Origin of the sequence: Pseudomonas sp. CFII64 (genome assembly GCF_000416235.1) — a bacterium.
In the GTDB taxonomy this organism is placed as follows: domain Bacteria; phylum Pseudomonadota; class Gammaproteobacteria; order Pseudomonadales; family Pseudomonadaceae; genus Aquipseudomonas.
The window spans coordinates 66,229-79,804 of record NZ_ATLO01000042.1 but is presented as its reverse complement, the minus strand read 5'-3'; the positions used below and the strand labels follow the sequence as shown (position 1 = coordinate 79,804).

13 protein-coding genes are annotated in these 13,576 nt (G+C 54.6%); 4 read left to right on the top strand and 9 right to left on the bottom strand.

All coding sequences use genetic code 11. The annotated features are described in order from the left end of the window. Window positions 1-303: 303 nt before the first annotated feature. From CFII64_RS18305 to CFII64_RS18295, 3 genes are all read right to left on the bottom strand, one after another. Window positions 304-1,956, bottom strand: coding sequence for a methyl-accepting chemotaxis protein (locus CFII64_RS18305; RefSeq protein ID WP_020292309.1), 1,653 nt, complete (start codon window positions 1,954-1,956; stop codon window positions 304-306). Between the two features lie 316 nt (window positions 1,957-2,272). Beyond that, complete coding sequence (locus tag CFII64_RS18300; RefSeq protein ID WP_044901497.1) at window positions 2,273-3,400, bottom strand: IS481 family transposase; 1,128 nt, start codon at window positions 3,398-3,400, stop codon at window positions 2,273-2,275. Between the two features lie 323 nt (window positions 3,401-3,723). Further along, window positions 3,724-4,524 (bottom strand): AraC family transcriptional regulator, encoded by an 801-nt coding sequence (locus CFII64_RS18295; RefSeq protein WP_020292307.1) that lies wholly within the window; start codon window positions 4,522-4,524, stop codon window positions 3,724-3,726. A 105-nt stretch (window positions 4,525-4,629) separates the two neighbouring features. On the opposite strand from CFII64_RS18295, the gene CFII64_RS18290 reads away from it, so the two are divergent. Then, window positions 4,630-5,586 (top strand): threonine dehydratase, encoded by a 957-nt coding sequence (locus CFII64_RS18290; RefSeq protein ID WP_020292306.1) that lies wholly within the window; start codon window positions 4,630-4,632, stop codon window positions 5,584-5,586. A 6-nt stretch (window positions 5,587-5,592) separates the two neighbouring features. Here CFII64_RS18290 and CFII64_RS18285 read toward each other — a convergent pair whose 3' ends face one another. Beyond that, complete coding sequence (locus CFII64_RS18285; protein ID WP_020292305.1) at window positions 5,593-6,528, bottom strand: LysR family transcriptional regulator; 936 nt, start codon at window positions 6,526-6,528, stop codon at window positions 5,593-5,595. Between the two features lie 38 nt (window positions 6,529-6,566). On the opposite strand from CFII64_RS18285, the gene CFII64_RS18280 reads away from it, so the two are divergent. Then, complete coding sequence (locus tag CFII64_RS18280) at window positions 6,567-7,049, top strand: tautomerase family protein (RefSeq protein ID WP_229635620.1); 483 nt, start codon at window positions 6,567-6,569, stop codon at window positions 7,047-7,049. A gap of 125 nt (window positions 7,050-7,174) precedes the next feature. On the opposite strand, the gene CFII64_RS18275 is transcribed toward CFII64_RS18280, so the two are convergent. After that, window positions 7,175-8,104, bottom strand: coding sequence for a DMT family transporter (locus tag CFII64_RS18275; protein WP_020292303.1), 930 nt, complete (start codon window positions 8,102-8,104; stop codon window positions 7,175-7,177). 129 nt (window positions 8,105-8,233) lie between these two features. Further along, a complete protein-coding gene (locus CFII64_RS18270; RefSeq protein WP_020292302.1) occupies window positions 8,234-9,229 on the bottom strand; it encodes a zinc-dependent alcohol dehydrogenase family protein in 996 nt (331 codons plus the stop codon). Between the two features lie 128 nt (window positions 9,230-9,357). Here CFII64_RS18270 and CFII64_RS18265 point away from each other — a divergent pair, with 128 nt between their 5' ends. Beyond that, window positions 9,358-10,263, top strand: a complete 906-nt coding sequence (locus CFII64_RS18265; RefSeq protein WP_020292301.1) for a LysR family transcriptional regulator — start codon at window positions 9,358-9,360, stop codon at window positions 10,261-10,263. 105 nt (window positions 10,264-10,368) lie between these two features. Here the strand turns inward: CFII64_RS18265 and CFII64_RS18260 are convergent, their stop codons facing one another. Together CFII64_RS18260 and CFII64_RS18255 are read right to left on the bottom strand one after the other, a co-directional pair. Further along, entirely contained in the window at window positions 10,369-10,710 is a 342-nt protein-coding gene (locus tag CFII64_RS18260; protein ID WP_020292300.1) for a carboxymuconolactone decarboxylase family protein, read from the bottom strand. 195 nt (window positions 10,711-10,905) lie between these two features. Further along, on the bottom strand, window positions 10,906-11,793 hold the full coding sequence (locus tag CFII64_RS18255; RefSeq protein WP_020292299.1) for an SDR family oxidoreductase: 888 nt from the start codon (window positions 11,791-11,793) through the stop codon (window positions 10,906-10,908). Window positions 11,794-11,891: 98 nt separating this feature from the next. Here CFII64_RS18255 and CFII64_RS18250 point away from each other — a divergent pair, with 98 nt between their 5' ends. Continuing rightward, entirely contained in the window at window positions 11,892-12,758 is an 867-nt protein-coding gene (locus CFII64_RS18250; protein ID WP_020292298.1) for a helix-turn-helix transcriptional regulator, read from the top strand. Here the strand turns inward: CFII64_RS18250 and CFII64_RS18245 are convergent. Then, window positions 12,744-13,346: a TetR/AcrR family transcriptional regulator gene (locus tag CFII64_RS18245; protein ID WP_020292297.1), complete on the bottom strand. Its 603-nt coding sequence runs from the start codon at window positions 13,344-13,346 to the stop codon at window positions 12,744-12,746. The two genes, CFII64_RS18250 and CFII64_RS18245, sit on opposite strands and share 15 nt — an antisense overlap. Window positions 13,347-13,576 lie beyond the last annotated feature (230 nt).

The following is a 13,576-nucleotide window of genomic DNA, read 5'->3' as shown; positions in this document are numbered from 1 at the left end:
TATGAGTCACTCAAAGTAGGTGGATTAACTCCTGCTGGCAGCTTTAGAAAGTAACCGGTAGCAGCCGTCAGCACTCCCGGGCAGTTTGAGTAGAGCGACTTTTGACAAGAACTGGTACCGATGCGGTGAAGATCAAGCAATTACGGCCCAGGGAGCGGCGACGCATCGCGCGACCTATTATTTAAATCGACCCCCCATAGAAAAGCCCGCACAGTCGGGCTGTTCTGCATTTGTGGGAAACCATCCTGGGCGTGACTCAAGTCGCGTTCCTTAACCCGCCGAGAGCTATCTTAAATCAACTCGTCAAACCTGGAAGTGACCTATTTGCTGCTGCAGTACGTTGCCCAGGGTTGCCAGGTTATTACTTGAATGGGCCGTTTTTTCGCACGATAAAGCTGAATCATCGGCAATATTGCGAACTGAACTAACACTGCGGTTAATTTCCTCGGCCACACAGCTTTGCTCCTCGCCTGCCGTTGCGATTTGCCTTACCATCTGTTGGATGTTGTCAATCATCTCGACGATGGTTTCAACCGAGTTTCCAGTGTTTGAAACCTGTATTACCGTTTCATCAGTCAGACCGCGACAGACTTCCATCATCCCGGCAGCTTCTTCAGCTATTTTTTGCAGATTGGCGGTCAGAGTTCCAATCTCCAGGGTTGCGCCCTGAGTCCGTTTGGCAAGCGTTCTCACCTCATCTGCCACCACCGCAAATCCTCGACCGGCATCGCCCGCCCTGGCAGCCTCGATAGCGGCATTTAGCGCCAATAAATTGGTTTGATCAGCGACTGATGTGATCACTTGCAATACACCGCCTATATTCAAACTCTCCGTTTTGAGTTGCGCCATGGCGGCGGCAGATTTTGCCACCTCAGATGCCAGGCGTTTTATTTGCGTGATTGCGTCTTTTGCCATGGTGCCGCCGGTCTGCGCTTGAAGGTTAGCGCTGAGGGCCGCATGGGCTGCCGCTTCGGAGTTGCGCGCAACTTCGAGGGTGGTTGCTACCATTTCGTGGATTGCGGTAGCGACCTGATCGATTTCAATTCTCTGGTTTTCCACGCCGATGCGGGTCTGCTCTGTCGCAGCGGAAAGATCTACGGCTGCAGTAGAGATGACTGTTGATGAAGTATTAACCTGACTGATAAGCGAGCTCAGACGTGACTGCATTTCGCTTAAGGAGGACAGCACACTACCGGCCACTGACATTTTCGCTTCGAGAATCGGGCGCAGGTCACCACTGGCAACGCGCTGTGCGATTGTAGACAACACAGTGGGCTCTGCACCAAGAGCACGTGATAATCCACGAACTATTAGAACTGTCAGCACCACCCCTATGGCAATTGCTATTGCGCAGAAAAACATCAGAAAGCTGCGATTGTTTTGATATTCGACCTGCGAGTCACTCACGCTGGCCTGTGCCGCCTTTGAGTTAAACTCTTTGTAGTTATTGACGCTGGCCACCAGCTTTTTCAGGAGTGGCAAGCATTCATTATTCATCATGTTGATGGCCGCGCTATTATCGCCACTCATGGCCAGCCGCGTGATCTCCAGGGCGACCGGGCCATAGATTTTCTCAATTTGCTCAATCTCGGCAACCAAACTCCGGGCATTATTGCCATTGGTGGATGAAGGCAATGCATTAACTCCAGCTACGAGTTCTGACAAAAGCCTTCCAACGTTCTTGTGTTCTGTGTTTATGCTGTCGGTCTCGGACTGTCGGCCAGTTGCAGAGGTGACCAGTACAAGATTGCGGGCGGAAATAGCACGCTGCTGTGCAGCGAGCAGCAAATCATTCATCAAGCCCATGCGCTTACTCAAACCATCGACATAGCTGGAGAAACGCAGATTCGAATCACTTAGGCTAATAACTGAAAGCGTAGAAACAAGAAATATAATCAATACCATCATGCCAAAACTTAATACCAATTTTGTCCTTACCGACAAGGAAGTTAGCATGTAGATACTCCTTTCATTTTTTAGTATTTTTGTAGCCAGAAATGTGGCGCATTGGCACTATGGGGCGTGCGCTGTGAATATTTCAAGGGATAAATCCAGTTTTGGTAAGAAATGTATAATTAGGAATGCAAACAATTCAATCGAATTGCTAGTGTATTTTCTGGTATCTATTCGGATGTTCTTCTGTTCCTGTGCAGTTACTATGCAGATAGGATTGTGAATAAGAAGCACTCTATAGTTAACTTAAATATATTTAATCGGTTCTTGTATAGACCGGGGACATAGTGGACACATGTACGGGGACATGGTTGACACATTATCGCTCCTTCTGCCGGTTGCTGAAATCGATTGTCCGCAGCCAGTGGCCACAGAAATAGACATCAAAGAGATCCTCCCGCTGGACACTTTGGCGGACAGCAACCACATGTCCACTCAATGCCTTAGCGATGCGGAAATACTCATTTTTGAATCTGATTCGACGATCATTGACCTTCGCCAACACATCGCCCGGAGCGTACTCAAACTCCCCCAAGAGCTGGGGGTAGGAGCGTGGACTAGCCTGATACCGATCCATGGGAACCAGATAATTTAAGGCTTCGTGAGGACGATGGTGATTGTAAATATCTCGCCACTGATCAAAGGCGTGCTGAGCTTCGATCAAATTCTTAAAGCTTCTCCCGCTTAACACCTCGGCCTTTAACGAGCGGTGGAAACGTTCGTTTTTGCCATTGGTTTGCGGGTGTCTTGGTCTGCTCCAAGTCACTTTGATGCCCAGACGAACGAGCCATATAGTTAGCGGCGTCAACTGGCCCGGACTGCTCGGTGATCCCCATGGAGCGCCGTTATCAGTGTTGATTTGTGCAGGCAGGCCATATTGGCGAAAGACTTCGGTCATATGCTCCTGCACCAGTACACCGCGTTGGTGGGGGCAAGCTTGAATAGTCAAGTTGAAGCGAGAATGGTCATCCAACATCGTTAAGGGATAGCAGGCCCCCTGATTCGTTTGGAAAAAGCCCTTGAAATCCATCTGCCATAGATCATTTGGCGCCTCATGCTCGAAGCGATGCCAAGGCTGCGATGCAGCGCTGTCGTGCGGCAGAATCAAATCATGGCGGTGCAGGATGTTAGTGATTGTGCTGGGCGCAACAGATACAGCCAGCTTATGACTGATCTTGCGGCCACCCCACTTGGGATGCTGCTTACGTAAAGCAATTACATCAGCTTCAAGATCAGGTTTGCACTGCCGGGGACTATTGAGCGGTCGTCGGGACTGTTCTAACAGCCCGGCTTGGCCGAGCGTTTCAAAGCGTCGCAACCATTTATAGCCGGTTTGCGGACTGATTCCAAAGCGGCGGCACAGCTCTCGCCGGTTCGCACCAGGCCGTAAAGCCAAGGAAATGAACTCTTCTTTCAGGCTCATAGCATCTCTCGTGTTCCAGGACATGATGAGTTCTCGGCAAGCTCGTCTTACCGAGAAGTGTCAACCATGTCCCCGCACACCTGTCAGCTATGTCCCCGGTCTATACAGGTTCTCATAAGGGGGTATTTATTAATTAGCCTCCTAATGAAGCCCATCCCGGTGGGCGTTATTTGCGCCCGCCGTTATCCGAGGACGCGCTGCATTGACTGGCAAGCCTGTCGCTCGTGGACGTAAGGGACAGTAGGTACGGCAATCCGCACGACGGAGCGTTGAGTCGCTGAACTTGCCAGGTCGAACGGACCCTGTCTTGATCGACTGAGCAGGCAGGCTGCCGTGACTGAAGCCCCCTAACCACGACGCAACTGCGCGGGACTGACACCAAGCCGCTGCCTGAAGGCGGTTGTCATGTGGGCCTGGGAGTTGAAGCCGCAGGTGAGGGCGATGTCCGACAGGCTGGCGCAGGAGTCGTGCATCAGAGCGCGGGCTTTGGCGAGACGTCGGTCGATCAGATAAGCGTGAGGGCTTTTGCCGGTGGCGGTTTTGAAGGCGCGGATGAAATAGCCCTCGGACAATCCGAGCAACTGCGCCATGGCTTTTACACTCAACGATCCGCCAAGCATCGCGTCGATGAACTCATCGAGCAAGCGCATCCGGGCACCGGTTATCGAGCCGGTGTGAGGTATCGGCAATGCGCCGTGACTGTGCGCCCGTTCTGCCAATGCAAGTGCCCAGCTTTCCCAGTCGTCCGCCACCGAGGCGTGCAACAGCGCGTTGCGCATGCGCGATGCGAGCCTGGTCGCCTGGAGATCAATGCGATTGTTGAAGGCTCGATCACCCCCCAGCGCCATGCCGTCAGTGCGGATCACCCGCAGGTATTCTCCACCCTGAGGGGATTCGGACAACACGTCACAGCCGGCCGGGACGAACGCCAGGCCGTTGGGGACGGCCGTGAAAGGCAGCACCCGGTCGCTGCCGATAGCGTGCACGCCCCGCTGGCTGTCGAAGGCGAAGCCAATTGCTGCCTGAGTCGGTATATATCGGGTTGCGTAGGCGCTGCCGGGTAGTAATTCAATGGTCCACGGCCCTGTTTCGACCCGACGGACCGGTTCAGGCAGGCGCGATGACTGTGGGCGATTGCGATGGCTCATGAATGCCATAGTAGCGAACAGGAGGCTGGAAAGTCAGGTCAGTTTTCTGAAAGCCAAACCGCTGCGCGCGTCCCTAGACTGGGCCAAACTTTCGGAGCACAAACCATGCACAGACTGACGCTTGACGATATTGAACAGGCCGCGCATCTGGTCTATCAGGTCATGCCTGCTACGGCCCAATACGCCTGGCCGTTGCTGGGTGAACGCTTGGGTTGCGAGGTGTGGGTCAAGCACGAAAACCACACACCTACCGGCGCTTTCAAGGTGCGAGGCGGCATTACCTTTATGCACTGGCTCAAACGCGAGCATCCAGCTGCGAAAGGGATCGTCAGTGCTACCCGTGGCAATCATGGGCAAAGCGTGGCGTTGGCGGCGCGCGCGCTGGGCTTACGGGCGTTAATCGTCGTGCCGCAAGGCAACTCCCCGGAAAAGAACAACGCCATGCGCGGCTTTGGTGGCGAAGTCGTGGAGTTTGGTCGCGACTTTGATGAGGCGCGTGAAGAGGCCGCCCGCCTGTCGCAGGTGCATGGGCTTTTTCTGGTCCCGCCATTCCATACCGAGCTGGTCAAAGGTGTCGCCACTTATGCCCTGGAACTGTTCAAGTCTGCACCAGATCTGGACACCGTCTATGTGCCCATTGGCTGTGGATCGGGCATTTGCGGGGTGATCGCCGCCCGCGACGCACTGGGCCTCAAGACTCAGGTGGTGGGCGTGGTGTCTACCGAGGCTGCTGCGGCAAAATTGTCGTTTGAGGCTGGAGCCATACGCGAGACTGCTTCGGCCGATACCTTCGCCGACGGTCTGGCCGTGCGCAAGCCGGTCCCGGACGCCTTTGCCATCTACGCGACAGGGGCGGCGCGGATCGTAGCGGTCAGTGACGCGCAGATCCGCGAGGCCATGCGCATCTATTATTGCGATACCCATAACCTCGCTGAAGGAGCCGGGGCGGCTGCCTTGGCAGCGCTCATTCAGGAGCGCGAATCTATGCCGGGGCGCAAGGTCGGTGTGATCCTGTCCGGTGGCAACGTCGACATGTCAGTCTATTCGAGGGTCATTGCGTAGATGGTTTCACTCTCCCGCGCTCATGTTCAGGTGTGACGGCGCGAACGGGGAAATCTGGAAGCCTTGCAGCACACTGTCGACCAGCAGGTCATAGGCCTTTTTCAGGTTTCCAGGTTGATTTGACCGAACGATCCAGATGTCCATCTTCAGCGAGAAGTCGTTGATTTCGACGATGGCCAGCTGATTTGAAAACGGACTGGTTTGCAAAAGCTGCCGAGGAATCAGGCCCAGCCCTAAACCGGCGGCAACCATCCGCATCTGCATGACCGCTCCCTGAGTGTCGACACGGAGCTTCAGCTTTTGTCCTTGTCCACCCATGGCCGCTTCCAAAGCTGAGCGATAGCCACATCCCTTGGGGTTCAAAATCCATTCGTTTCCAGACAAGTCTTTTATGTCGGTAATCGAGCCTGCAACGGGCTTTTCTTTGCTTTGAACGACGAGGATCTCAAGCGTGCTTGCCCGTTGGCCTTGCAGCTTATCGGGCAGGCTGCTGGGGGAGGGCAGCATCAGCGTTGCGGCGTCCAGCGCTCCATGCAGAACCAATTGCTGCAACTCGGAACTCCAGTCAGTCATCAGCTGCATGTCGAGATCGGGAAACTTCTCACGCATTCGAGTCACAACCTCAAACACCACCGCATCCGCGACGATCTGGGTAAATCCCACTCGGAATCTGCCGCTGGGCAACGCATCCTCTTCTGGAATACTTAGCAAGTATCGAGCATCCCGGAGCAAACCTACTGCGCATTCATAAATTCGGTAGCCCATTGCGGTGGGCACTGGCGGGCGGGTAGTACGATCAAACAAGCTCACATTCAGCACATCCTCCAGATGCTGGATTCGCCTGGAAACTGCCGATTGAGTGATGCATAACGCCTCGGCAGCCTTCGTCAGGGATGCACACTCAATCACTGCCACCAAGGCCTTGAGATCTTCGAATAGCATGCGTAACCCTCATACTTATTACGAGAATAATGCGCTTGATGAATCATGTCGTCCAGCCTAGCTTAGTACTGTCGGCCAAATCAGTAATGCCGAACATGCAAACAATTCCATTCAATGAGGAACGCCCGATGCCCTTGGCCAGAATCGATATTGGTGTGCAGGCTTCAGCAGAAACCGTCGCCGCAATTGGCGATGTTGTTTATGACGCAATGATCAATGTTGCGAATGTACCTGAGCATGACAAGTTTCAGATCATCCACCGTCATGCCCCGGATGAATTGGTCTACCCGCCTGCGGGGTATCTGGGTTTGACGTACACGCCGAACATTGTATTTATTCAGATTACCTGGGTGGCTGGACGCACGGTCGCGGTAAAAAAAGCCTTTTTCAGAGCAGTCGCAGACGGTATTCACGCAAAAACCGGACTGCGCAAAGACGATATCTGGATCAGTTTGATCGACGTGAAACGTGAGGATTGGTCTTTTGGTCATGGTGATATGCAGTACGAACCGAAAGAATAATTGCTACATGAAATAAGCAGTTGGAGGGAGCAGCGAGAGCTGCTCCCTTTTTTTTGCCAAGCGCAGTATTGGGTGTTTCAACGAGATCAACCTGTGAACTTGCCAATGGTGAAACCTGTTAAGGGCTAATTCTTCAGGACGGGGCGGGGTAGGTCTGGAGTCGGCGCTTTCGGCGGTTGCCGGCGGCCTGTCTGGACCACATACACACCCGCCAGAATCGCTGATATGGCGACGAGATCAATGGCATGCACTGGTTCATTTGCCACGAAGAAGCCGATCAGCAGTGCTACGACCGGTGGAATGTAGGTCACCGAGGCTGCTGCCAAGGCGCCCAAACGATGGACGATGTAGTAATAGAGAACGTAGGCGACACCTGTGCCGAGCAGGCCCAAACCCACCGATACGCCAATGAAGGCTCGTCGATCTTCCAGTATTCGACCCATGCCATGGAAATCCGTGAACGCCGCGATCACCAATAACGCCAGACCGATCTGATAAGTGGAGAGAGCGACCGGCGAGATGTTCAACCCGGTGAGAAAGCGCTTGGCGTAGACAAATGAGCATCCGACGCTCAGCGAGCCCAGGACCATATAGAGCACACCTTCGAGAGAAATGCTGCCAACCCCGGTAGCCCACGGACGGGCAATGAGCAATACACCGGAAAACCCCAGCAACACCCCTACGGCGGTACGTTTGGTTAAAGGTTCCTGGCGTAGAAACAGCAACGCGCACGCAAAGGCGAACAGCGGGATAGCACCACTCAACATACCCGCCACACTCGAAAGAAGCATAGATGTGCCTTTGGCAAACGCGTAGTAATAGAAAACCGTCGCCAACAAAGCCATTACCAGAAAGTGGTGTGCATAGCGCAGATGACTCATTCGTAGCGAGCGTGAGACCAGTGCGAACACCAGGATCGGCAAGAAGCCGAAGAAAATGCGCACCAGGACGATTTGTGATGGCGTGATCAATACCGCCGCCCATTTCATGAAGACGAAATTGGTACCCCAAATGACTCCCAGGGCAACAAATGCCAGATAAGCGATATTTTTCATAGGTACCGCCTGCCAAGGTGAGCGAGGAGCTGTCACGATGGCTGGATAAGTAATCGGTTAAACATCCGGGTGTGGCTTGGCGGGAATTACTATCGACAACTGAAGACAGATTGTCGACAGCGCAGTTGGTCAGATATCTACGATCACCTTGCCAGTAGCCTTGCCTGCACCAACAAGTGCATACGCGTCATATACATTGCCCAAGGTGAAGCGTCGTTCGTCCAGCAGAACCCGCAGCTGTCCTGCTTCGGCCATGGCTGTGGCTTGAGCGAGAATTTCACCGTGGTGTTTACGACCTTTACCGGTAATTAATGGAAGTAAGGTAAATACGCCGGAATAGGTCGCGCCGAGAAACGACAGCGGCGCAAGTTTGTGTTCGCCCCAGCCAAGACAACTGACAACGTGACCGGTGTACACTTTCACCGCCGTGAAAGAGGCATCCAGTGTCGCACCGCCGGCGGTGTCGTACACGATGTCAAAACCTTCGCCAGCGGTGTGCTGCTCAAGATAGTCCGCAGGTTTCTGAGTTCGATAATCAATGGCTGTCGCGCCGAAGCTTTCGATTACCTGGAGGCCATCGGCACTCCCGGTGGCAAAAACCTGTGCGCCTCGTGCAGTAGCAATCTGCACAGCCATATGTCCGACGCCACCTGCACCGCCTTGCACCAGGACCCGTTGCCCAGCCCGAACATTGGCTCGGTCTACCAACCCTTCCCACGCCGTTATGAATATCAGGGGCAGGGCAGCGGCTTCACGCATGCTGAGATTGTGCGGTTTAAGCGCCAGGAGATCGGCATCGACCGCGATGTACTCCGCCAGCGAGCCTTGCTGACCCCCGACGCCCCCCGCCATCCCGTAGACTTCATCGCCGACGGTAAATCGGGTAACGCCCGCACCGACCGCTTGAACTACACCAGCCAAATCCATACCCAAAATCGCCGGAAGCGGTTGCCGCGCATGCTGTCCTTGGCCGCTGCTTATCTTCGTGTCCAAAGGGTTCACGCAACTGGCGATAATCTTCACCAACACTTGCCCTGTCGTGATTTTGGGGACGGGCAGGTACTGAAGCTGCAGCGGGGTCCCGGCATGTAAAGCGATGGCAGCGCGCATAGTCTCGTGGCTCATGTGTGTAATTCCCTTTGAAGTGTTTTGCTCGTACTCGGCAATGCCAACAGTCTCGCGCAGCAGATGAATTCCGATAAGGAGCGAAATGGCTATAGTATTAATGCCAAAACACCGCTAAGTGAGTAGCAATGGACACGTTGGAAGCGATGGCGATATTTATACGGGTGGTGGAAAGGGGCAGCTTTTCAGCAGTAGCCCGGGAGGTTGGATTCAGTCAGCCCACGATCAGCAAGCAGATCGGTGCGTTGGAGAAAAGGCTGGGCGGCCGCCTGTTTGCCCGCAGCACGCGTAACCTTTGTTTGACTGATGAAGGTCAGCATTACTATGAGCATTGCCGACAGATTCTGGCGGCGGTGGACAATGCCGAGCACAGCTTTCAGACAGGTCAAGAGCGTGTCGCCGGACCACTTCGCATTGCTTCGTCAGGCAGCTTCGGACGAATACAAATAGCACCTCGGCTGCGCGGTTTCCTTCAGAGGTATGCTGACGTGTCTATCGACTTGCAACTCGCTGACGAGAACGTCGACCTCGTCAGCGAGGGGATCGATATCGCGGTGCGTATTGGCGAGTTGAAAGACAGCAGTTTAGTAGCCAGGCAAATAGGCCTGACGAAACGTCAAGTGTTCGCAGCGCCGGATTATCTGGAACAGTTCGGTGTACCGGCTACTCCGGATGAGTTGCGCGTTCATAACTGCCTTGTCTTCAATCAGTTGGAACATTTCGGCAACTGGCGTTTCGAGCACCGCCGTGAATGGATCGGCGTTCAGGTCAAGGGCAATGTGCGCAGCAATAACAGTGAGTCGATAAGGGAAATGGTCTTGAGTGGACTGGGCATATCGCTTTCTCCATCCTGGTTGTTTCGTGAGGATCTGCAAGCGGGGCGGGTGGTCGCGCTGCTGGACGGCTATACCCCTGCGTCACTTCCTATTCATGCGGTTTCCCCGGCCGATCGCAGGCAATCGGCCCGAGTCCGGGCATTCACCGATTATTTGAGAGACGCTTTCGCAATGGACAGCGACGTTTGCCTCAATTGAACTCGAACTCATAACACATTCAAGGAAGTGTATGGCCAAGCGCCGGGCCGGGTACGCAAGGGGATATTGGCTCGGCAACTTAGCTCACAAGTGCATTCGAGGACGCTATTTCTTCAGCGTGTCGTAAGCTTCCAGCGCTCGAAGTGAATAAATATACGCAGCACCTGCATTTAGCGAGATTGCGGTTGCCAGCGTAGCGGCGATTTCTTCCCGAGAAGCCCCGGCTTTGATAGCCGCGTCGGTGTGCACGCTGATACAGCCGTCGCAACGTGTCGTCACTGCGACGGCAATCGCAATCAACTCGCGGGTTTTGGCGTCCAGAATGTCGTTTTCGGCGGCGGCTTCACCCAGCGCGATGTAAGCCTTGACCATTTTAGGATTGCTTTTTTCCAAGGCAGCGAATGACCTCTGAATCGCAGGCAGCAGTTCGGACCATATGATGAACATTTTCGTTAACTCCCGTTTTGGTTGGGTAGACTGTTTCGACTGACACAGTCTTAACTTTTTTCCAAAAACAGGTTTCATCGATCCGCTCAGGTTTTTCTTCAATGCGCTCAAAGGTGTCGGGGAAGGTCATCGTATTGCGCGCCCATATAGCCGCTTCTTTTGTGTTCGGCGTCCGGTCTAGAGGGCGTGCACCGACTATCGGTTGAAAAAGGTTCTCAGGTCGGTAATCAAATCTGGCCCGGCAGGTTTCCAACCCAGCTGCATTTGGGTCTTGGTGCTCATGCTCGACATGTCTTTACCCACAAAGCTCGATAGCCAGCCGAAACTCGCCATCGCTTCGTTTGCGGGCACCGCCACTGTGGGCAGGCCCAGACCTTCCCCGATGGCTTCAGCAATGAAGCGAAAACCGATGCTGGATTCGGCGGTGGCATGGTAACGAGCGCCCGGCTGGTGCTTTTCCAGTGCCAGGCGATACAAGTGCGCAGTATCCGCAACGTGAGCGGCGGACCATCGATTAAGGCCTGCATCGATATAGGCTGAAACTTGTTTTTCCCGCGCCAGCTGGATGACCTCAGTGACCAGGCCTTGTTTGTACGGGTTGTGGATTTGGGAAAGCCGCATGACCACCACGTTGACACCGCGCTGTAATAACGCCTCCCCAGCCAATTCCGACGCGACCCGGGGATTGGGATGCTGTGGGTCAAAGTGATCCTCATCTGCGGGCTGTCCTGGTGCTGGCGAACCCATCGGCGTGCCGGAGGTGATGATCAACGGCCGCTGCGAACCTTGCAGCGCCGAACCCAAGGCCGCAATAACACGCGCGTCCTTTTGGCAGTTAGCGGCAAAATGTGCGAAGTCGTGATCGAACGCGGTATGGATGACGGCGTCACAGGTTTCAGCACCGCGTTGGAGGCTGGCGAGGTCTTCGATATCGCCCCGGTGGGGCTCGGCCCCCATTGCCAGCAACGTACGAGCCCCCGTATCGGAACGCGTCAGCCCCAGCACCTGGTGACCTGCGTTGAGCAACTCCCGTGCTACGTGGGAACCAATAAAGCCTGTTGAACCGGTGAGGAATATGCGCATGTCTGAAATCTCTCTTTGCGAAAGTCGGCAGAGTGCGCGTAACGTTTATCCGCTTAAAGACGTGACATTATCAGGGTATAAAAACTAACAGGATCACCATGGCAAGTCGGTCTGCTCATCTGTTGGGAACGTATTTGAAAGATTGCCGGGCGCGTCTGGATCCGGTGAGTTTTGGCTATTCCAGCGCGCGTCGACGTACGCCGGGATTGCGCCGAGAGGAAGTGGCGCACCGGGCGAATATCAGCGCTACCTGGTACACGTGGCTGGAGCAAGGACGCGGTGGTGCACCTTCCACGCAAGTGTTGAACCGCATTGCTCAAAGCCTGTTGATGACCGAATCGGAGCGGGAACACTTGTTCATGCTCGCCTTTGGTCATCCTCCCGAAGTTGTTTATTCTGCCCCTGATGGGGTGACGCTGCGCTTGCAACGAATTCTGGACACCCTCGAATTCAGTCCTGCCTTTATTAAAACCGCGACTTGGGATGTGCTGGCCTGGAACAGCGCGGCGGCGGCAGTGTTCACTGACTACAGTCTGCTGCCGGTGGGGCGGCGCAACATCTTGCGTCTGATGTTTTGCAACCCCGGCGCGCGGGCCAAGCAAGAGGATTGGCAGGCTGTTGCGCGGTTCATTGTCGCGGCGTTTCGGGCCGACGCTACCCGCGCCGGAGCTGCCGCTGAAGTCGTCAAGCTCGCCGATGAGTTGTGCAGCCTGAGCCCGGATTTCGCGGCACTGTGGCGTGACAACGACGTGCGTCTCCAGGGTGAAGGAACCAAGCGCCTGCGCCATGCAACCCATGGCGTCATCGAACTTGAATACTCCGGCTTTGCCGTTGATGGTCGCCCGGATCTTTCAATGATCGTCTATAACCCGGTTACGAGCGCCGATGCAGATCGCGTTCGGGCAATTGTGGCGGACCACTTGGCACCAGCATGCAAGCCTTCAGACTTGTTAAGCGAGATTTAGCAGTCGCCGGGTACTGATCATCGCCGTCTCGAAAGGCTGCATGCTGCGAGTGATCTTGACCATCACACTCGCGCCCACCCACAGCTGGTACAGACTCTGGGCAGTGGCCTGAGGATCCTCGCTGATGGCAAACGATCCTTCTGCAACGCCCGCTTCGATGGCATGTCCGAGCCGGCTGGTGATGCCCGATGTGCCGCGCTTGAGAACAGAGCGCATCGTCTCCGAAAGATCGGCAACTTCCACACCCAACTTTACGGCCAGGCATTTTCCCTGGCAGTCTTCAAAGGATTGGGTGTCTTGCCAGATGCGCCAGTAGTCCATCAGACGCTCGGCCATACTCATGCCGGGCTGGCCAAGTGTGCGGTCCAGTTCGGCCAGATAGTCCTCGAAATAGCTTTCCAGAATCGCCTCGCCAAAGGCGTCTTTGGAACTGAAGTAATGATAGAAAGACCCTTTGGGTACGCCTGCGGTCGCGAGAATCTCGTTCAGGCCGACCGCAGAGTAACCTTTGGCCGCCATGATGCGCTGGCCTACATCAAGAATATGTGAGCGAACATCGGAGGTTTTAAATTTGGTGGATGCACTCATATCGGTCAATTCACAGTTGAATAAAGGGTTTAGCTGAATAATGCAGGACTATCGCGGGCGACCAGCATCATCAGGATGCGCGCACTTGCGCGCTTACTCCTTTAGCGTGGGCTCTGTGCAGCCATTGATTACCAGTTCATTATCCACCTCCAGAAACTGTGCGGTCGTCATTCAAGAACGAAGCGGAAGTGGCAGGGCATACTAGCAACTAACTAGACTGGTCGTCTAGA

What these genes read in the sequence shown, in the direction of transcription:
- CFII64_RS18305 (WP_020292309.1), bottom strand. Translation starts at nt 1,956, where the DNA reads ATGCTAACTTCCTTGTCGGTAAGGACAAAATTGGTATTAAGTTTTGGC.
- CFII64_RS18300 (WP_044901497.1), bottom strand. Translation starts at nt 3,400, where the DNA reads ATGTCCTGGAACACGAGAGATGCTATGAGCCTGAAAGAAGAGTTCATT.
- CFII64_RS18295 (WP_020292307.1), bottom strand. Translation starts at nt 4,524, where the DNA reads ATGAGCCATCGCAATCGCCCACAGTCATCGCGCCTGCCTGAACCGGTC.
- CFII64_RS18290 (WP_020292306.1), top strand. Translation starts at nt 4,630, where the DNA reads ATGCACAGACTGACGCTTGACGATATTGAACAGGCCGCGCATCTGGTC.
- CFII64_RS18285 (WP_020292305.1), bottom strand. Translation starts at nt 6,528, where the DNA reads ATGCTATTCGAAGATCTCAAGGCCTTGGTGGCAGTGATTGAGTGTGCA.
- CFII64_RS18280 (WP_229635620.1), top strand. Translation starts at nt 6,567, where the DNA reads ATGAATCATGTCGTCCAGCCTAGCTTAGTACTGTCGGCCAAATCAGTA.
- CFII64_RS18275 (WP_020292303.1), bottom strand. Translation starts at nt 8,104, where the DNA reads ATGAAAAATATCGCTTATCTGGCATTTGTTGCCCTGGGAGTCATTTGG.
- CFII64_RS18270 (WP_020292302.1), bottom strand. Translation starts at nt 9,229, where the DNA reads ATGAGCCACGAGACTATGCGCGCTGCCATCGCTTTACATGCCGGGACC.
- CFII64_RS18265 (WP_020292301.1), top strand. Translation starts at nt 9,358, where the DNA reads ATGGACACGTTGGAAGCGATGGCGATATTTATACGGGTGGTGGAAAGG.
- CFII64_RS18260 (WP_020292300.1), bottom strand. Translation starts at nt 10,710, where the DNA reads ATGTTCATCATATGGTCCGAACTGCTGCCTGCGATTCAGAGGTCATTC.
- CFII64_RS18255 (WP_020292299.1), bottom strand. Translation starts at nt 11,793, where the DNA reads ATGCGCATATTCCTCACCGGTTCAACAGGCTTTATTGGTTCCCACGTA.
- CFII64_RS18250 (WP_020292298.1), top strand. Translation starts at nt 11,892, where the DNA reads ATGGCAAGTCGGTCTGCTCATCTGTTGGGAACGTATTTGAAAGATTGC.
- CFII64_RS18245 (WP_020292297.1), bottom strand. Translation starts at nt 13,346, where the DNA reads ATGAGTGCATCCACCAAATTTAAAACCTCCGATGTTCGCTCACATATT.